Annotated in this window: 14 protein-coding genes and 1 other RNA gene; 5 read left to right on the forward strand and 10 right to left on the reverse strand. The window is 33.6% G+C overall.

Annotated features, from left to right (window positions below):
• Positions 1-76 precede the first annotated feature (76 nt).
• The 4 genes from EMN46_RS02910 to EMN46_RS02925 form a co-directional block, all read right to left on the reverse strand.
• Positions 77-1,042, reverse strand: coding sequence for a type IX secretion system membrane protein PorP/SprF (locus EMN46_RS02910; protein ID WP_154199174.1), 966 nt, complete (start codon positions 1,040-1,042; stop codon positions 77-79).
• A gap of 99 nt (positions 1,043-1,141) precedes the next feature.
• Positions 1,142-1,831, reverse strand: a complete 690-nt coding sequence (locus EMN46_RS02915; protein ID WP_195715164.1) for a gliding motility-associated C-terminal domain-containing protein — start codon at positions 1,829-1,831, stop codon at positions 1,142-1,144.
• A gap of 138 nt (positions 1,832-1,969) precedes the next feature.
• Complete coding sequence (gene holA, locus EMN46_RS02920; protein ID WP_154199176.1) at positions 1,970-2,971, reverse strand: DNA polymerase III subunit delta; 1,002 nt, start codon at positions 2,969-2,971, stop codon at positions 1,970-1,972.
• A gap of 23 nt (positions 2,972-2,994) precedes the next feature.
• A complete protein-coding gene (locus EMN46_RS02925) occupies positions 2,995-3,765 on the reverse strand; it encodes an AMP nucleosidase (protein ID WP_154199177.1) in 771 nt (256 codons plus the stop codon).
• A gap of 80 nt (positions 3,766-3,845) precedes the next feature.
• Here EMN46_RS02925 and EMN46_RS02930 point away from each other — a divergent pair, with 80 nt between their 5' ends.
• A complete protein-coding gene (locus tag EMN46_RS02930) occupies positions 3,846-4,298 on the forward strand; it encodes a type I restriction enzyme HsdR N-terminal domain-containing protein (RefSeq protein ID WP_154199178.1) in 453 nt (150 codons plus the stop codon).
• Between the two features lie 78 nt (positions 4,299-4,376).
• Here EMN46_RS02930 and EMN46_RS02935 read toward each other — a convergent pair whose 3' ends face one another.
• The 6 genes from EMN46_RS02935 to rho all read right to left on the reverse strand — a co-directional run bounded on the left by EMN46_RS02935 (position 4,377) and on the right by rho (position 16,785).
• Positions 4,377-4,925, reverse strand: a complete 549-nt coding sequence (locus EMN46_RS02935) for a PepSY-associated TM helix domain-containing protein (RefSeq protein ID WP_154199179.1) — start codon at positions 4,923-4,925, stop codon at positions 4,377-4,379.
• A gap of 579 nt (positions 4,926-5,504) precedes the next feature.
• Positions 5,505-8,225 (reverse strand): pyruvate, phosphate dikinase, encoded by a 2,721-nt coding sequence (gene ppdK, locus EMN46_RS02945; protein WP_154199181.1) that lies wholly within the window; start codon positions 8,223-8,225, stop codon positions 5,505-5,507.
• Between the two features lie 321 nt (positions 8,226-8,546).
• A complete protein-coding gene (locus tag EMN46_RS02950) occupies positions 8,547-9,560 on the reverse strand; it encodes a dihydroorotate dehydrogenase-like protein (protein WP_154199182.1) in 1,014 nt (337 codons plus the stop codon).
• A 371-nt stretch (positions 9,561-9,931) separates the two neighbouring features.
• A complete protein-coding gene (nifJ, locus tag EMN46_RS02955; RefSeq protein ID WP_154199183.1) occupies positions 9,932-13,474 on the reverse strand; it encodes a pyruvate:ferredoxin (flavodoxin) oxidoreductase in 3,543 nt (1,180 codons plus the stop codon).
• Between the two features lie 92 nt (positions 13,475-13,566).
• Positions 13,567-14,757, reverse strand: a complete 1,191-nt coding sequence (locus EMN46_RS02960) for an AAA family ATPase (RefSeq protein ID WP_154199184.1) — start codon at positions 14,755-14,757, stop codon at positions 13,567-13,569.
• A gap of 240 nt (positions 14,758-14,997) precedes the next feature.
• Positions 14,998-16,785 (reverse strand): transcription termination factor Rho, encoded by a 1,788-nt coding sequence (gene rho / locus EMN46_RS02965; RefSeq protein ID WP_195715165.1) that lies wholly within the window; start codon positions 16,783-16,785, stop codon positions 14,998-15,000.
• A gap of 452 nt (positions 16,786-17,237) precedes the next feature.
• On the opposite strand from rho, the gene EMN46_RS02970 reads away from it, so the two are divergent.
• The 4 genes from EMN46_RS02970 (at position 17,238) to EMN46_RS02985 (ending at position 20,901) form a co-directional block, all read left to right on the forward strand.
• Entirely contained in the window at positions 17,238-18,101 is an 864-nt protein-coding gene (locus tag EMN46_RS02970) for an RNA polymerase sigma factor RpoD/SigA (RefSeq protein ID WP_154199186.1), read from the forward strand.
• A gap of 166 nt (positions 18,102-18,267) precedes the next feature.
• The gene (gene rpe, locus EMN46_RS02975; RefSeq protein ID WP_154199187.1) at positions 18,268-18,918 is read left to right on the forward strand and encodes a ribulose-phosphate 3-epimerase; all 651 of its coding nucleotides are present in this window, start codon (positions 18,268-18,270) and stop codon (positions 18,916-18,918) included.
• A 192-nt stretch (positions 18,919-19,110) separates the two neighbouring features.
• Positions 19,111-19,513, forward strand: a transfer-messenger RNA (tmRNA) gene (ssrA, locus tag EMN46_RS02980).
• A gap of 167 nt (positions 19,514-19,680) precedes the next feature.
• Positions 19,681-20,901, forward strand: a complete 1,221-nt coding sequence (locus tag EMN46_RS02985; protein ID WP_154199188.1) for a site-specific integrase — start codon at positions 19,681-19,683, stop codon at positions 20,899-20,901.
• The last annotated feature ends 2 nt before the right edge of the window (positions 20,902-20,903 follow it).

Consider the following 20,903-nt stretch of genomic DNA (forward strand, 5'->3'; position numbering starts at 1 on the left):
TCTAGTCAATATAATTGACGGTTTAAATTATAATCTTAATTGTGAAAAGTTCCTTAAATATACAAGATAGATAACTTTAGAAAAATCTAGGTGATGTATAGCTACTTTTCTTTAAAGATACCTTATAATTTAGAAAGATTTCATGGCTAGTATGATCACCACGTTTTAGTTTATCAAAACTGTTTTCGTAGGCGTATGATATGCCTAGTTTGGAATTAAATTCGTAACCAGTATTTATTGACCAATATTTCCCCGAACGGAAACTTGTTCCAACCGATACACCTTTTGTGTGAGTAAAGTTAATATTGAAATTATAGTTGGTTGTTGAATTTAACGAAGAAAAGAGAAGAATAGAAGGCGTAGCTTGTATTGTTGAGTTAATATTTAGGATAACACCAGAGTTTATATAGAAATAGATTTCTTTGAATTCAAAATTGATACTTTTACTAAAATCTTTTTCATTTGGGTAAGCATTTTGTAATAAACGAGGAGCTGAAAAGCCTAAATGAAATTTAGGTGTTGTATAATAAGCTCCTAAACCAAAGTTTGGCGAAATGTTACTTATGTCCATATTTGGAATGCTCGGATCATCTCCTGTGAAATTTGGATCATAGGTTACAACTTCAGACCATCGGACTTCTTTGCTAACAACTCCTGCTTGCAAACCTAAAGAGAGTACTCTCCTTTTAGACATTTTTATTTTGTAGGCGTAGTTTGCAAAAAAACCTGTTTCGTTTAAAATACCAATCTCGTTGCTGTAAATCATAGTACCTATGCCTATAGGTCTATTGTTTAATGGGGTGTGTGCTGATAGTATTGCAGACTTTGGAGCTCCATCAACACCTGTCCATTGTTTATGGTAACCCATAGCCACCTCCATATAAGGCGTGCTCCCTGAGAATGCAGGGTTAATAAAAACTTTATTGTTGTTGTAATTGGTAAATAGAATATTTTCTTGAGCAGAAAGTTTTGAATAAGTCAAGGAAAGACACATTATACTTGTTAAAACAAAATAAATGATAGTGTGTCGTTGTTTATTCATCCAAGAGTAATTTTATTTAAATTATTTATTGAGAAGATTTTAGAGGGATTAGGGCTATTGCATTTATAAAAGAATACCATTCCTAAGAAACGGAATAATCTATTTTTTTATGACGATATAGCCACTTTTAAGGTATTTTTTATCCTTAATTATGAGTTTAAAGAAGTATGTCCCAGCAGGTAATTTATCTCCAGGTCCTAATTTAACACCCGTTTTACTATAACTACCGTCCCAAACATCATCTTCGTTATTGGTGTAGTTATTTTTGTCATACACTTTAGAACCCCATCTAGAGAATACAATAAATTGATTAACAGGGTAGTTTTCAATACCCTTAATGTAGAATTTATCGTTTATATTATCTCCATTAGGTGAAAAAGCGGTTGGAATTGTTAAATTTACTTCGTTAGGATTCTTAACATCTACTAGAATTTTAGCTTGGCTACATCTACTTTTATTATCACAAATTTGATAGACTATTGTATCAACACCAAAACTATCTTCGTATGGGTAGTAAATTATTATTGAATTATCTTCGATAAGATATGCTTTACCTACTTGATCGTTTTGGCTAAGCATTTTGGTTTGAGAAAAATCTAGTGTGGAAGATGAATAGACATCATTTTCTAGAAAAATAATTTCGATAGAATTAATCTCGTCAGCTACGGTTATATTATTCATTGTGACGTAATCATCCTTCGCAACTGGAGCTACATCTTCCTGACCAAAACTTACATTTGGGCCAAGTAACAAAACTAATATAAAAGAAAGAGTAAAAATTGATTTCATAGTTAAATACAAGTTCTTTGATGATGGGTGAATGATTTTCATACACCAAACCGTAATGTTATGTTTTGCAGATAGCAACTTCATTTCATAAAATAAACAAAATATTATTTTAAAGATAATAGTTTTGTAGGGAAATTACTAATGAAGGGTTTTGAATATTAACTCTTTTAGAAGATCACCATTCTTCGAACTAACGTTTCCAATGCCTTTTGATTTTAAATCGTATTCTCTTAAAAGCTTAATTATTGATACAACCTTTCTAGGATTATATAGTCTTGCGGCTGATTTGTAGTCTTTTACGAAATATGGGTTTACGCCAAGAGCAGAGGCTATTAGTTTATCATTCGTTTTATTTTTCAAAAAATGGAATTTTAAAATTTTTGAAAAATATGAATAAAGTAAAGCTATGGTAACGAAAATAGGCTTGTTTTTTTCGTTAGTTGAGAAATAATTTATGATTTGATTTGCTTTAACAACGTCTTTTTTACCTAGTGCATTTTGCAATTCAAAATTGTTAAAGTCTTTTGATATGCCAATATTCTTTTCGATTTCTTCAGCAGTAATTGTACTCCCTTTAGGAATATTAATACTTAACTTATCAAGTTCGTTTGAAATTTTGCTTAAATCGTTACCTAGAAATTCTGAAAGTAGGATACCTGCTTTAGTGTCAATTTTGAGTTTTAAATTGCTTGCGTATTTGGCAATCCAATCAGGTAATTGGTTTTCATATATTTTTTTTGATTCAAATAAAATACCATATTTAGCTATATTCTTAGTAAATACTTTTCTTTTGTCCAGAGATTTATATTTGTAATTAATAACAAGAATAGTCGACTTTAAAGGGTTTTTGATATAGGAATCTAGAAACTCAATATCTTTTAATAGTTGAGCCTCTTTTACAACAACAAGTTGCCTAGTAGCCATCATTGGGAAACGACGAGCTGTATCTAGAATGTTAGCTATATTTGCATCTTTTCCATAAAAGATTGTCTGATTAAAATCTCGTTCTGCTTCGGGAAGTGCATTTGCCAATATATAATCTGTAATCTTGTCGATATAGAAACTTTCTTCTCCCATTAAAAAATAGATGGGAGCATATTTTTGTTTCTTAATATTACTATATATTTCTTCGAATGTCATATGAATGTTTTGAATAGGTTCTTCTAGAATCTTAGGTGTTTTATTGATTCCTTATTGTTCATTACTTCATGTAGGGCGTCAATACCTGTTTGAACATGACGAGTTACAAAATTTGTAGTCACAATAGCATCGCTATCATCTGTTTTAACACCTGTCGAAATCATAGGTTGATCAGATACTAAGAGAACTGCGCCTGAAGGAATTTCGTTTATGAAACCGACTGTGAAAATAGTTGCTGTTTCCATATCAATGGCCATTGCTCTTGTTTTAGCTAAGTATTTTTTAAAACGTTCGTCGTATTCCCAAACACGTTTATTGGTTGTAAAAACAGTTCCCGTCCAGTATTCTATTTCTTTGTCTGCTATAACTTGAGAAACCGCTCTTTGTAAACCAAAAGCGGGTAGGGCTGGAACTTCTGGTGGTAAGTAGTCATTCGATGTTCCTTCGCTTCGGATGGCAGCTATTGGTAATATAAGGTCACCAAGTTTATTTTTCTTTTTAAGTCCGCCACATTTTCCTAAAAACAGAACGCCTTTGGGTTTTATAGCGCTAAGCAGATCCATAATTGTAGCCGCATTAGGACTTCCCATTCCAAAATTAATCATTGTAATACCACCTGCAGATACGTTGGGCATTGCTCTATCTTCTCCAATAATTTTTACGTGATTTATTTCAGCAAAAATTTCAAGGTAGTTGTTAAAGTTGGTCAGAAGTATATACTGATCAAAATCTTTTAGTTCTCTTCCTGTATATCTAGTTAACCAATTTTTTACAATTTCGTCTTTAGTCTTCATGGGTCAATTAATTTGCTTTTTAGCTAGAGTGTTCTGCTAATTAAATCTGTTTATCTTTGCCTTATCAATATAACTAAAATATGGAAAAGCTAAATCTACCTAGCTATAATTTTAATATAAAATTAGAAGAGCAAAGGAAGCTAATTTTTGACAGTATAAGAAAGAAGTACGTTGTATTAACACCAGAAGAGTGGGTAAGACAAAATTTTATTTCTTATTTGGTTGAAAATAAGAATTATCCCAAAGGTCTTATTGCTGTAGAAAAGAAAGTTGATGTGAATAGAATGCCCCAGCGTAGCGATATTGTTTTGTATAATAACAAGGCTATTCCTGTTATGATTGTTGAGTGTAAAGCTTCTTGTGTGAAAATATCACAAGATACGTTTAATCAAATTGCTCGTTATAATATGAAACTTCAAGTTCCATATCTCGTTGTTACTAATGGTTTGAAACATTATTGCTGTGAAATCAATTATGAAACCAATAGTTTTCATTTTATTCCCGAAATTCCAGATTATAAAAAGATATTATAGTTAGGTGGCATCTTGTAAATGATTAAAAAGTTGCATTTGCAACCTGATTGCAGGTTGTATTTATTTTAGAACCGATTTTTATATGAAAAACCACAAAATCGTCGGAATTAATATTCCAGCAAGAGCTAATTTCCAACCTCTCTTTGTAAATCCGTATTTGCCTTTAGCTATTAGTAAACCTGTAATGCATATGAGTAGCACGCTAATTGCAAAAATATCGGAATACCATAGCCATATATTTTTGTTTGATCTGTGTAAATCAATCATTTGACCTAAAATAGGTCTTGTTATAAACTGTTCAATTTCTCCTTCCCCTGTTGAAGGATTTATATAAGCATAGGCACCGTCAAAATAAAGATTATAGCCACCTCTTCGCCACGAAGAACCTCTCAGTTCTAAGTCAATATTTTTTTCTTTAAGGCTTTGTTTAAAGAAGTTGTCAGTAATAGCATTTCTATTTTCTGGCATATCAAATTTTAGCTCAATTGTATTGTACACATAATCGTGAGGATCCCACGATGCACGGTGATTTAAAGCGATACCTGATATTGCAAAAGCCATTAACAAACCTGCGTAGAAATAAGAAAAATCTCTATGCCAATTTCTAAAGCGTTGATTGAGTTTCATTTTATGCGAATAAGTTGTTAATCAATGGCAAGTTTGATAAAAAAACTTAGAAAAACGAGGAGGTAAGTCATATTATAAAAAAAAACTGTCTATAGGACAGTTTTTTTATTTCTTTATTACAAAGTATTTAGCACAATAGTTTTGAATTATTGTTCGGAAAGTTCTAAGCTTTTTTCGCTTTCTTTTCTCTTTTTTCAGCTTTTTTTTCTTTAGCTGTTTTAGTTGGTTCTTTTTTTACATTTTTTTTTGAATCTTGCGACTTAGCCATAACTGTATATTTTAAATTTAATTGCTATTTTTTAGATAAGGACGTTTGATTCGTCTCTTTGGTATAAAATTACATTATTCTATTAAATTACATGAATTTTTTAGAATAATTGTTTCGCTTATATTATTGTTTCTAATTATGGCAAGTGTTTATATAAACTTGTTTTGTCTTTTAAATGAAGATGGTTTACTATTGTGTTGAAATCTGAAACCAAATCTTTATTGATCAAAAATCAATATCTTAAGTTGATATAAAATACGAAAGGCTGCCCATATGGACAGCCTTTCTATATATTGAGAAGTTAAATTCTCTTAGTTTTGCTTCAAGTTTGCTTGAGCAGCAGCTAAACGTGCAATAGGCACACGGAAAGGAGAACATGAAACGTAATCCATACCAACTGAGTTACAGAACTCAACTGAAGATGGCTCACCACCGTGCTCACCACAGATACCTAATTTGATATCTTTACGTGTTGATCTACCTTTTTCACAACCCATACGAACTAATTGTCCGATACCTTCTTGATCTAATACTTGGAAAGGATCGTTTTTCAAGATACCTTTTTCAATATAGATAGGTAAGAATTTACCAGCATCATCACGAGAATAACCGAATCCCATTTGAGTCAAGTCATTTGTTCCGAATGAGAAGAATTCAGCATATTCAGCAATTTTATCAGCAGTCAATGCAGCACGAGGAATCTCGATCATTGTACCTACTAAGAAATCAACTTTAACACCTTTTTCAGCGAAAACAGCAGCTGCAGTTTCTCTGATGATAGTTTCCTGAAGTTGGAATTCTTTTAAAGTTCCGATCAATGGAACCATAATCTCTGGTTTAGGATCTTTTCCTTTAGCTTTCAAATCACAAGCAGCTTCGATAATAGCACGAGCTTGCATTTCTGTGATTTCAGGATATGTATTTCCTAAACGACAACCACGGTGACCCAACATTGGGTTAAATTCGTGAAGAGAATCAACTTTAGCTTTAACAACAGATACATCAAGACCTAATTTTTCAGCCATTTCAATTTGAGAAGCTTCATCATTAGGAGTAAACTCGTGCAATGGTGGATCCAGTAGACGGATAGTTACACCAAAACCGTCCATAGCTTCAAGAATTCCAGAGAAATCTTGTCTTTGAACAGGAAGTAATTTAGCAAGAGCTGCTTTACGACCTTCAACATCTTCAGCAAGAATCATTTCACGCATCTTCCAGATTTTATCACCTTCGAAGAACATGTGTTCTGTACGACATAGACCAATACCTTTAGCACCAAAATCACGAGCAGTTTGAGCATCAGCTGGCGTATCAGCATTGGTACGAACGTACATGCGAGTATTTTTCTCTGCAATGTCCATCAATTTACCAAAATCACCATCCAAAGAAGGAGTGATAGTAGCAACTGTACCTTCGTATACTTTACCAGTAGTACCGTTCAATGAGATGAAATCACCTTCTTTGAAATCAACACCGTTGATAGTCATTGATTTTCCTGTTACTCTAACACCAGCAGCAGAAGAAATACAACATTTACCCATACCACGAGCAACTACAGCAGCGTGAGAAGTCATACCACCACGCTCAGTAAGAATACCTTCAGCAGCGTACATACCTTTCAAATCTTCTGGAGAAGTTTCGCGACGTACTAAAACAACTTTTTTACCTTCAGCAGCCCATGCTTCAGCAGCATCAGCAGAAAATACGATTTGACCAGCGGCAGCACCTGGAGAAGCTGGAAGACCTTTTGAAAGTTCTTTAGCAGCATCAATAGCAGATTGCTCAAATACTGGGTGAAGTAATTCATCCAATTTGTTAGGCTCTTGACGTAAGATTGCTGTTTTTTCATCAATCATACCTTGAGCCAACATATCAACAGCCATTTTTACCATAGCTGCACCAGTACGTTTACCAACACGAGTTTGCAACATCCAAAGTTTACCATCTTGAACGGTGAACTCCATATCTTGCATATCTGAGTAGTGGTCTTCTAGTTTTTGTTGAATTGTATTCAACTCATTATATAATTTTGGCATAGCTTCTTCCATAGAAAGGAATTCAGCTTTACGAGCTTCTTCAGAAGTACCGTTACGTTCAGCCCAACGATGTGAACCAATAGTAGTAATTTCAAGAGGCGTACGAACACCAGACACAACATCTTCACCCTGTGCATTAATCAAATACTCACCGTTGAATTGGTCTTCACCAGTAGCAGCATCACGAGAGAAACAAACTCCTGTAGCAGAAGTATCACCCATGTTACCATAAACCATAGCTTGAATGTTTACAGCAGTACCCCATTCACCTGGAATGTTTTCCATACGACGGTAAAGGATAGCTCTTTCAGTATTCCAAGAATCGAATACAGCACAAACAGAACCCCAAAGTTGATCCCAAGGATTTGTTGGAAAATCAACACCAGCATGCTTACGAATAACTCCTTTATAACCTTCAACAAGAACTTTAAGATCTGCTACAGTTAATTCAGTATCAACTTTGTAACCTTTAGCTGCTTTTAATTCATCAAGAACAACTTCGAATGGATTGTGTTGACCTTCTTCAGCTTCAACACCCATAACTACATCACCGTACATGTGAATGAAACGACGATATGAATCGTAAGCAAATTTTTCGTTTCCTGATTTTTCAGCAACAACTTTTACTGTTTCATCATTCATACCTAGGTTAAGAACTGTGTCCATCATACCTGGCATAGAAGCACGAGCTCCTGAACGAACTGAAACTAATAATGGGAAAGAACCATCTTTAGCATCAAATTTAGCGCCCATTGCAACTTCTGTATCTTTAACAGCAGCTTCAACTTGATCTTTGATCATTGCTACAACAGCCTCTCTACCAAGTTTGTTGTAATCAGTACAAACGTCAGTGGTGATAGTGAAACCAGCAGGAACTGGAACACCAATTAGGTTCATTTCAGCAAGGTTAGCACCCTTACCTCCAAGCAAATTCTTCATCTCTGCTTTACCTTCAGCTTTACCGTCACCAAAAGTATAAACGTACTTAGTACTCATAATTATCGCTTTTTAGTTTTAAATGTTATTCGTTGCTATAAAATTAGCCATTCAATAACAATTATATATTAACTTATAATCTTTCAAAAATTTAAATTTACAAGGTGTAATCTTTAAATACGCCCTGAAAATTGTACACAAAAGTAGTGTTCTTTTTTCTAAAAAGGAAGGAAAGAACTCACAATCTAACTGTCTTCTTTAAAATGAATTAGACTTTTATTTTTCAAACGTTTGCGTGTCGTTATCATAAATTTTAACTGCAAGATATTCAATAAAAATAGCCAATCTTTTGATTGGCTACTTTATCAACTTTCCTATTATTTATCTCATTGGGTACTTGTTGATTATTTCTTCAGGATGAAGAATAAAATCCAAATATTGTGCTCTATAATAAACATCAGAAGCTTTTAAAGCATTATCTGATAATTTACCTTTGAACTCATCAATGTTTTTGTAGCCTTTATCATCCATCCATTTTTCTAGTTCAGAAAGAACTTGAGCAATGTACGAAGGCTTGTTTTTATATAATGTACTCACCATTTGAACTATATCGGCTCCACTCAGTAACATTTGTAAAACATCTTCGTAGGTATAAATGCCATTTGATCCACATAAACTAGCTTTAATCTTCTTATGCAATAAACCAACATAGCGTAATCCTAAATTAAAGTCTCCTTGATGACTTAGATTAAATTTAGTCACATGACTTTCGGTATTAATATCAATTGTTGGTTGAAATAATCGATTAAATAGAACAAATGCAGAAGCACCAGCTTGATCTAAACGATTTACAAAATTTAGTGTATTTGTATAATAGGGACTCAATTTAATGCAAAAAGGAATTGATAATCTCTCTTTAAGAGTTTTTACAATTTCCACTTTTTCATCTTCCATTTGCTCCGCTGTTTTATCTACGCTTGCAGGCATTTGATAGAAATTTAACTCCAAAGCATCAACGCCAACTTCTTCCAATTTCTTAGCGTAATCGAACCAGGTTACATCGTAAACGCAATTCAAACTAGCAATTACAGGAATATTAACAGCTTTTTTCACTTCAGACAGTCTCATAAGATGAGCCCTAGGTCCGGCATGTTTAATTGTAGGGAAAATAGAAGTCATTTCTGCATTTCGATCTGCATATTCGTCAAGTTCGTCGGTAAGTTGTGCTTGTTCCATCTGAATTTGTTCCTCGAATAGAGATTTATAAACAATTGCCGCAGCACCTGCGCGTTCTAATTCTTTGGCTCCTTCTGCTGTGGCCGAAAGGGTACAAGCTCCTACTACAATGGGATTTTTAAGACTTAACCCCATGAATTCTACATTTAAATTTGCCATGTTATTTTGGTTTTAATTTCTTTTTCTCATTAAATTTAATAAATGAACTTGATATATTCAACCAAAAAACAAAATTTAAATATCTGAAAATCAATACAAATCCCCAATGGCTGACGAATAAAGGACTTTTGTGTCTTATTTATCTTTTAAAACTGTTAAATTAATATATCCACTATTATTTAATCTGTCAGCACGATTGTTAACTATTTGAGTAGCTAGATTGTATTTGTAAAACTAATTTTAGAAAGCAATTTTCTTTAGAAAAAATACGAAATTCAAATGTTTTTAATTTCATAATGCAGATAATTGGGCATAAAAAAAAGGGTTCCAATTTGGAACCCCTTTAGTGTAATAATATAGAAGATTAATTCTTAAACTTCAGTATAATCTAAAGCAGCTTGACGCTTGTAAGTTTTATATCTCCATTTTGCATTCTCTTCAGCAGCTACAAATAATTCAGCAGCTTCCTCAGGGAATGATTTTTGTAATGAAGTGTAACGAACTTCACCCATTAAGAAATCTTGGAAATTTTCCCACTTAGGATCTTTTGAATCAAGTGTAAATGGATTTTTTCCTTCGTTTTCTAGTTGAGGATTGTTACGATACAAGTGCCAGTATCCAGCTTCAACAGCTTTTTTCTCTTCAGTTTGAGATTTTCCCATAGATGCTTTCAGTCCGTGAGAAATACATGGAGCATAAGCGATAATCAAAGATGGTCCTGGATAAGCTTCAGCTTCTTTAACAGCTTTTAAGTATTGAGCTTGACTTGCGCCCATAGCTACTTGAGCTACATATACATATCCGTAAGACATTGCAATCATTCCAAGGTCTTTCTTTCTGATACGTTTACCAGTAGCAGCAAATTTAGCTACAGCTCCAATTGGAGTTGCTTTAGAAGCTTGTCCACCAGTGTTAGAGTAAATCTCAGTATCCATTACTAAAATATTTACATCTTCACCAGAAGCCAATACGTGATCTACGCCACCGAATCCTATATCGTAAGCCCAACCGTCACCACCAAAGATCCATTGAGATTTTTTGATTAGATATTGTTTGATATCTAAAATCTCTTTGGCTACTTCGTGAGTTTCGTTAGCAAGAGCTTTTTCAACTTTAGCAGAAGCAATAACTGAAGCTTCACCATTGTTTTTATTCTCTAACCACTCAGTAAATGCAGCTTTTGTTTCAGCATTTACAGCATCGATAGCAGCAGTCATACGAAGTTCGATACGGTTACGCATTTTACGTACACCTTCGTTCATTCCAAAACCAAACTCAGCATTGTCTTCGAATAATGAGTTAGCCCAAGCTGGACCTTTACCGCTCTTATCGTTTTTACAATATGGAGTTGATGGAGCTGATCCACCATAGATAGAAGAACAACCAGTTGCATTAGCAACCATCATTCTCTCACCAAATAATTGAGTGATTAATTTGATATATGGCGTTTCACCACAACCTGCACAAGCTCCAGAGAACTCGAATAATGGTTGAGCAAATTGTGAATTTTTCACATTGTTTTTAGGTAACAATTCTTTGTAACCTACTTTTTCGTCCATATAATGCCATCTTTCTCTCTCAGCACTTTGAGTTTCAAGGTGTTTCATTACTAAAGCTTTAGCTTTAGGAGCAGGACAAACATCAGCACAGTTACCACAACCTGTACAATCTTCAACAGCAACTTGAATACGGAAGTTAAGACCTTTAAGATCTTTACCTGTAGCAGGCTTAACAGCAGTTCCTTCAGGAGCAGCAGCTAATTCTTCGTCAGTTAATAAGAAAGGACGAATTGCAGCGTGAGGACAAACGTAAGCACATTGGTTACACTGAATACAAGTTTCGTCATTCCATTCAGGAACACTTACAGCAACACCACGTTTTTCGAATTTAGTCGTTCCATTTTGGAAAGTACCATCTTCACGACCATTAAATGTAGAAACAGGAAGATCATCCCCTTTTTGAGCATTTATTGGATCACATATGTCAGTAATAAATTCTGGACGGTCATTAGAAACAGCAGTTTGTTCTTGAACATCAGAAAGATTTTTCCAGTCAGCAGAAACTTTAACTTCAACAACATTTTTTCCACCAGCATCAACAGCAGCGAAGTTCATGTTTACAACTTTCTCACCTTTTTTACCATACGATTTAACAATCGCTTTCTTCATTTCTTCAGCAGCTTGTTCGAATGGAATTACACCAGTGATTTTAAAGAAAGCAGCTTGCATAATTGCATTAGTACGACTACCAAGACCAAGTTCTTCACCTAATTTAGTACCGTTAATAATGTAGAATTTAATCTCATTATCAGCCATATATTTTTTCATATGATCAGGAAGATTCTTGACAGTATCTTCAGCATCATAGATAGAGTTCAATAAGAAAGAACCACCTTTTTTCAATCCTTTTAATACGTCATATAAATAAACGTAAGCAGGAACGTGACATGCAACGAAGTCAGGAGTAGTTACTAAATATGTTGAACGAATTGGTTCGTCACCAAAACGTAGGTGAGAAGCAGTAAATCCACCTGATTTTTTAGAATCGTAAGCAAAATAAGCTTGACAATATTTATCAGTTGAACCACCAATAATTTTAATTGAGTTTTTGTTAGCACCTACAGTACCATCAGAACCCAAACCATAAAATTTAGCTTCGTAAAGAGACTTAGAATTCATTTTTACTTCTGGTAATAGAGGAAGTGAAGTAAAAGTCACATCATCAACAATACCCATTGTGAATTGATTCTTAGGCTCATTCATTGCTAAGTTATTGTAAACAGCAACAATTTGAGATGGAGTTACATCTTTAGAACCTAAACCGTAACGACCACCAACAATAATAGGCGCGTTTTCTTCACCGTAGAAAATGTCTCTTACGTCAAGATACAATGGATCTCCGTTAGCACCTGGTTCTTTTGTACGATCAAGAACACAAATACGCTTAACAGTTGTAGGAATTACAGCTTTGAAGTGTTTAGCAGAGAATGGACGATACAAGTGAACAGAAACAAGTCCTACTTTTTCGCCATTTGCTATTTTGTAATCAATTGTTTCTTTAATAGTTTCGTTAATAGAACCCATTGCGATGATGATGTTTTCAGCATCTTCAGAACCATAATACATGAAAGGTTTGTAGTCTCTTCCTGTAATTTTGGTCATTTCTTTCATGTAATCAGCAACGATATCTGGAACCGCATTGTAAAATGGGTTTGCAGCTTCGCGAGATTGGAAATAAATATCAGGGTTTTGAGCAGTACCTCTAGTTACAGGAGTTTCTGGATTCAAAGCACGATTACGGAATGCTTGAAGAGCTTCTTGGTCAACAAGACCTCTTAGGTCTTCCATATCCATAGCTTCAATCTTTTGAATTTCGTGAGAAGTACGGAAACCATCGAAGAAGTTCATGAAAGGAACTCTTGATTTAATTGCTGTTAAGTGAGATACAGCAGAAAGATCCATAACCTCTTGAACTGAATCAGATGCTAACATAGCAAATCCAGTCATACGAGTTGAATAAATATCAGAGTGATCTCCAAAGATATTTAATGCTTGAGCAGCAAGAGCACGAGCAGTTACATGGAAAACACAAGGTAATAATTCACCTGCAATTTTATACATGTTAGGAATCATCAATAATAATCCCTGAGATGCAGTGTAAGTTGTACCTAAAGTACCAGCTTGCATTGCTCCGTGAAGAGCACCAGCAGCACCAGCTTCTGATTGAAGCTCTACTAACTGTACTGTTTCGCCAAATAGATTTTTACGTCCTTGAGCAGCCCATTCGTCAACATTTTCAGCCATAGGTGAAGATGGTGTGATAGGGTAGATGCACGATACTTCGCTAAACATATATGCAATATGTGCAGCAGCAGCATTACCATCGCAGGTAATGAATTTTTTCTCTTTTGCCATTTTTCTTCTCCGATTAAAATTTATTTATGCTAGATTTTATATATTCTTTTTAATAAATCTCAATTTATTGGGACACTTTGTCGTGTCGGTTTTTAATATAAGAATCCAAATAACCACAGTGGAATTGTGTTGCCTTTTCCACGTTCAATCATGTCTGCAGCAACAAAATAATCTTCTGTTCTATATTTTGGTTCTATCTCGATAGAGCTTCCTTGAATTTCAAAATTGAATTTGTCATCAACCTTAAAATGGCCTCTATCTGTACTAGTTAATGAACTTCCTACGCTAACTTGATTATAAAAAAAAGTTTCGTATAAGCTTTCTTTAGAAACGTTATCAGGAGAAATTGCATAAAGTAAATTGGGGTTATGCAGATAAATCTTGTTTGGTTTCTTAATTTTTTTTGTTTTGTCCTTATCGCTATTTAATAGGTGTATTAATTGAGCGTTTTTTAAATATTTCAGATAATTCATAATAGTTGCTCTTGATGTTTCAACATCGTTAGCAAGTTTGCTCACATTGGGTTGAAGTGGTACTGTGCAAGCGATTATATAGAGTAATTTTTTTAGTTTGGTTAGATATTTCAACTCAATTTGATTCAAATATGTAATATCAAACTCAAGCATTAAATTTATAATTTTAAGAATATTATCTATGAAACTTCTTTCTTCTAAGTAGCATGGATAGTATCCAAATTGAAGGTAATCATTGAAAAATGCAAGAGGACGAACTTTTGAAAGTATTTTTTCAACTATTTCCTCATGATTATCAATAACTTCTTGTAATGTATAACTCTTAAAATGACAACCCGTTTCATGGTTTAAAAATTCACGAAAAGAAAGACCGTTTAAATAATAAGTTGAAACACATTCTTTAATATGTTCGTTTGTTTTTACTCTAAGTATAGATGAAGCTGTAAAAACAATTTGAAGATCAGGATAGCTATCGTGACATGTACGAAGATCTTCGGCCCAATTAGGGTATTTATGTATTTGATCTAAAAGTAAGGTTTTGCCACCTTTTTTGTAGAATTCATCTACAAATGGTACTAAGCCTTGTGCTGTGAAAAATAAGTTATTTAAGTTAATATACAAACAAGTCTTGTCGTCCTCGCGATCGTTTTCGGTAACGTAGTCCAATAAGAACGTTGTTTTACCTACGCCTCTCGAACCTTTAATTGCAATTAAGCGTTGGCTCCAGTCAATCTTGTTGCTGAGTTCGCGTTTAATTGTACTTTTTTTATTTTTGAGTAAACTACAATGAGTTTGTAATAACGTGTTCATCTTTCTTAAATTTGCTGCACAAACTTAAAAAAATAAAGTTTTAAATTGCTATGTTGAGATTGCAATTTTGACTTTGTATTGGAATTTATATTTGATAAAAATAAAAAAGGAACAATGCTAGTTAGCATTGTTCCTTTTTTTATGTATAAGCTAATGCCTCATTATTAAGCATTGACAGCTGTAAAAGCTTATTTTAATTTTCAGAAACCTCTTTAAAAGTTAAAGAAAATAGATTTTTATTTAGCCATCGTTCATCGAAACTAAGAATTCTTCATTAGAACGAGTTTTACGTATTCTGTCACTAATAAACTGCATAGCCTCCACAGAGTTCATGTCTGTTAAGAAGTTTCTTAGTACCCAAATACGGTTCAGTTGAGCTTCGTCAAGCAATAAATCTTCACGACGTGTACTCGAAGCTGTAAGATCGACTGCAGGGTAGATACGTTTATTAGATAATTTACGATCCAATTGAAGTTCCATATTACCAGTTCCTTTGAATTCTTCAAAGATAACTTCATCCATTTTGGATCCCGTATCAATTAATGCTGTTGCTAAAATTGTAAGCGATCCGCCATTCTCGATATTACGAGCAGCACCAAAGAAACGTTTAGGTTTGTGAAGAGCATTGGCATCAACACCACCAGAAAGAACTTTTCCTGAAGCAGGTGAAACTGTATTGTAAGCACGAGCAAGACGTGTAATAGAATCCAATAGGATTACAACATCGTGTCCACACTCAACCATACGTTTCGCTTTTTCTAAAACGATGTTAGCTACACGAACGTGACGTTCTGCAGGCTCATCAAATGTAGAAGAAACAACTTCTGCATTTACTGATCGTGCCATATCTGTAACTTCTTCAGGACGTTCATCGATTAATAAGATAATCATGTAAGCTTCAGGATTATTTGCAGCAATAGCATTTGCTATTTCTTTTAATAATACTGTTTTACCTGTTTTTGGTTGTGCTACAATTAAGCCACGCTGACCTTTTCCGATAGGAGCAAACATATCAACAATACGTGTTGAGATACTGCTTTTTCCTTTTCCGGTTAGGTTAAATTTTTCATCTGGAAATAAAGGAGTCAAGTGATCGAATGGTACACGGTCACGAATGACTTCTGGTAAACGACCATTAATTTTTTCAACCTTTATAAGAGGAAAATATTTTTCGCCTTCTTTTGGAGGACGGATAGTTCCTTGAACTGTATCACCAGTCTTTAAACCAAATAATTTGATTTGAGATTGAGATACATAAATATCGTCAGGAGAATTTAAGTAGTTGAAATCTGAAGAACGAAGAAAACCATAACCATCTTGCATGATTTCAAGAACACCAGAGTTACTGATTATTCCATCAAATTCAAATGGTCTTTCTTTTTCACGACGTTCAAAGCGTTTTTTGCCTTGGGTCGGTCTGTCTTGGTGTTTATCGTTATTTTCTTCTCTAGGAGCTCTTTCTTGAGATGCTTTTTCTTGAGATGAATTTTCGTCAATAGTAACTTCTTTAGCAGTAGCCTCTTTTGCTGTTTCATTTTTAACAGGAGCAACAACTTCTTTTTTTGTTCGCTCCGAAACAGGTTCCGATTTTATTTGCTCTTTTGCTACAGCTTCTTTTTTTGCAAGTGGTTTCTCTGCAGGACGATTGTCTTCACGCCTTCTGCGAGGATTTGGTTTGCGAATTTCTCTAGCTTCTTTTTTTTCGGTAGGCGCTGGTGCTTCTGAAACTTTGGCTGTTTCTTCTACTTTTTCAGGTTCTACTTTCTCTATTGGTTTTCTTTTTTTACGCAATATTGATTTTCTAGGCGCTTCTTTAGTTGCCTGGTCATCATCTTTTTTATTACTGCGTTTGTGTGTAGCTTTTTTATCAGAACTTTTTATTTCTGAAGCTACAATAGCTTGTTGGTCAAGAATTTTGTAGATTAAGTCTTGCTTTTTAAAGGACTCGATTTTTTTAATATTAAGTTCTTTTGCAATCTCTTTCAATTCAGGCACAAGCTTCTTGTTTAATTCAAGAATGTCGTACATAAACAATTGTTAAATATTTTGGATTTTATTATTTGATAGAAATATTATCTTTCAGGAATTTGAGTATTTGATCTCAGCAAATGGAGATACATTGGAATTCAATTGCAATATTACACAATAACTTATTAAAACACAAAAAAAAGTCGCTCATAATGTTATTATTGAGTAATCTACATTGATTATGCTTTAGTAATTTTGCCCAATTATACCATTGGGCTTTAAAGTGTTGTTGTATTTACTTGTCGTTTAGATTTTTATTGTTGTTCGTTGTAAAAGTAGTTCATTACATAAGAAATTATGACGAAATTTATTTTTATTTAAGTCTAAATTGCGTAAAAAGTTGAAAATTATAGGTTTATGATTTTGATATTCGCAATAAAATTTATTTCTTTAAGTTGTTTAGTTAATATTATTAGCTAATTTTAAAGATGATCTAAATTCCCTAACCTAATATGAGACAATTAAAAATTACAAAGCAAGTTACTAACCGAGAAACACCATCTTTGGATCGTTATTTGCAAGAAATTGGCAAGGTCGATCTTGTTACTGCAGAAGAGGAGGTAATACTCGCTCGCCAAATAAAAAAAGGAAGTCAAACTGCATTGGATAGATTGATTAAGGCAAATTTGAGGTTTGTTGTTTCTGTATCGAAACAATACCAAAATCAGGGATTAAGCCTTTCAGATTTAATTAATGAAGGTAACTTAGGTTTAATTAAAGCAGCACAACGTTTTGATGAGACTCGAGGATTTAAATTTATTTCTTACGCCGTTTGGTGGATTCGTCAATCTTTATTGCAAGCATTGGCAGAACAATCGCGGATTGTAAGGCTGCCTTTAAATAAAATTGGATCGATAAATAAAATCAGTAAAACATTAGCTCAGTTGGAGCAGGAGTATCAACGCGAACCATCGCCTGATGAAATTGCTAATGTGCTTGATATAAGTCCGAAGGATGTAAAGGAAGCTATTAAAGTTTCTGGGCGTCAGGTTTCTATGGATGCGCCAATCAATTCGGAAGAGGACAATACCTTGTACGATATTTTGTTGAGTTCAGATGAAATAAATCCTGATCAAAGATTATTACGTGATTCTTTAGTTGTTGAAATAGAGCGTTCTTTATCAACCTTATCGAATAGAGAAGCAACCATAATTCGGATGTACTTTGGTTTAAAAGGAAACCCTCCTTGTTCTTTAGAAGAAATAGGAACTGAATTCGATTTAACAAGAGAAAGAGTGCGTCAAATTAAGGAAAAAGCGATAAAAAAGATGAAATCTACATTTAGGTCTAAGATTCTAAAAACATATTTAGGTTGATTTGTTAAGAGCTTAAGTTCTAAAATACATAAAGGTACACTGCAGTAAAATCTGAAGTGTACCTTTTTTCGTTTTAATATTCATCGGGTTTAAAATTCATTTTGAAAGATAAGTTGTGGAAATCTTTTATCTTTGCCGAATACTTAAATAAAAGCCCCTTAAACAGATGCAAACATTAATATCACCTTCATTACTTGCGGCAGATTTTATGAATTTAAAAGCCGATATTGATATGGTAAACAATAGTGATGCCGATTGGTTTCACCTAGACATTATGGATGGCGTATTCGTACCAAATATATCTTATGGACCTCCAGTTGTTGAACAAATAAATAAAATTGCTAAAAAGCCATTGGATGTTCATCTAATGATTATTGATCCAGATCGCTATATTGAAGTTTTTAAAAAAGTAGGTGCAGATATCCTTACAGTTCACTATGAAGCTTGTACTCATCTTCATCGTACCATTCAAAATATTCATAGTCATGGTATGAAAGCTGGTGTATCGTTAAATCCTCACACGCCTGTTTCAGTTTTAGAAGATATAATTTCTGATATCGATTTAGTTCTTTTAATGAGTGTTAATCCAGGTTTTGGAGGACAAAGTTTTATTGAAAACACATATACTAAGGTTGAGAAACTTAAAGCATTAATTACTGATAAAAATGCCAATGTGATTATAGAAATTGATGGAGGAGTTAATCTTGAAACAGGGAAAAAACTAATAGAAGCAGGAGCAGATGCTCTTGTTGCAGGTAGTTTTGTTTTTAATGCAGAGAATCCAACAAATACAATTGCTGATCTAAAAAAGTTGTAAGAACAACATTTATCAATGATATTGAAATGCCCAGTCTGTAAAGATTGGGCATTTTTTCTTAATCTGAGCTTAATAAAATTAATTATTGGTAATTAATTACGTTCATTATCACCAGTTTAGCGATGATTGATAAGTTTTCGATGAGAGAATAAGCTTATTCCAGTTGAATTTTTTTAACTTTGTACCAATTCTGGGGCTGACGTGGCTTTTGACAGCATGAAGAATTTGTATGTAAGCATGTCGAGCATTGTGTATCTGGCTCGTAAATATCAGGTCTCAAACTTTGTAATTGGCGAAAATAACTACGCTCTTGCTGCTTAATCGAATTATAGTAGATTAATGCTTCATCACTACTCTAGGAGTAGAGACGAGACATCCAGCTTATGGTTCCACCTTGTTCCGGTAAGTAATTGGATGCTATCAATTCAGGGTTAGTTGGCTTCACGCTTTGGGGAGTTGGCGAAATAAAAAAGATAAGGTTTAGCATCGGGTGTCCTTTCTCTAGCTAGATTCGAAAATTAATGAAGGAATAAACATGTAGAAAGCTTATTAATCGCATGTTTGGACCAGGGTTCGATCCCCTGCAGCTCCACGAAATGATTATCAAATTTTATTAAATCCGCTCAAACCTATTGGTTTAAGCGGATTTTTTTTACCTTCGTATTCAGATTCTGTCAGATTTAATCAAATAAGTGGATACCTAACAGATACCATTTTTGATTTTCTAAAAATAGGTATCCGAAATATAATCAATCTTTGAATATGAATTCAAGAAATACGCTTGGCATTTTATTACATATCCGAAAAGACAAACTTAATAAGAAAAAGGAAGCTCCTATATTCTTAAGAGTAACTGTTAATGGAAAACGAGCTGAAATTTCAACGAAGCAATATGTTGATCCAGATAAATGGAATAGTGATGCTGGCGAAATAAAGGGGAATAAGGAAGAGATTAAAGTTAAAAATCAATTTTTACTTAGACTTAAAAGTAAAGCTCATAAAATCTATCAAGACCTGATTTTAGAGAATGATGCTGTTACTTCTGCAAAAATCAAAGAAGTTTTTTTTGATATGCAAAAGCCTAGTAGGTCATTGTTGGATGTGTTTAAAATTCATAATCAGACAGTCAAAGAACGAGTAGGAATTGATTATTCTTCTTCAACTTATCGTAGATATGAAACAACTCTGGATCACGTTAAGAATTTCATTAAATATAAGTATGCCAAAGATGACATTTATCTAAGTGATCTAAATTATCAGTTTATTGAAGATCTATCTCATTATTTTAAAACGGTTCGAAAATGCAATCACAATACTTCGGTTAAATACATTAAGAACTTAAAGAAGGTTATTTTCTTGGCCATTAAGCGAGAATGGTTAGGTAAGGATCCTTTTATCCAATTCAGTGTGAAACTAGAAGAAACGAAAAGAGTTTACCTATCTAGAGAAGAATTAGAAAGAGTAGAGAGTAAGGTGTTTAAAATTGCTAGACTTGAGCAGATTAGAGATTTTTTTATTTTTTCGTGCTATACGGGTTATCCATATAGTGAGATCGAAAAATTAATTCCTAGGGATGTTCAAACTCATTTTGATGGGAGTAAATGGATAATTACTTCGAGAACAAAAAATGATATTCAATCTAATGTTCCCTTGTTAGCTAAGGCTGAAGAAATAATTGAAAAATATAAGAATCATCCTGATTCAATAATGAGAGGAAAGTTGTTTCCAATACCCTCTAACGTAAAATATAATGCTTACCTCAAGGAAATAGCAGACGTGTGCGAAATAGACAAGAATTTAACAACACATGTAGCTCGTCATACTTTCGCTACAACTATAACCTTGAGTAATGATGTTTCAATTGAAACGGTTTCTGCCATGCTAGGTCATAAATCTATTCGAACAACTCAAATTTATGCTAAGGTTGTTGAAGAAAAAGTATCTAAGGAGATGAATAAACTTAAAGAAAAATTAAATAAATAAAC

The sequence above is a fragment of the Ancylomarina sp. 16SWW S1-10-2 genome (assembly GCF_009669305.1).
In the GTDB taxonomy this organism is placed as follows: Bacteria; Bacteroidota; Bacteroidia; order Bacteroidales; family Marinifilaceae; genus Ancylomarina.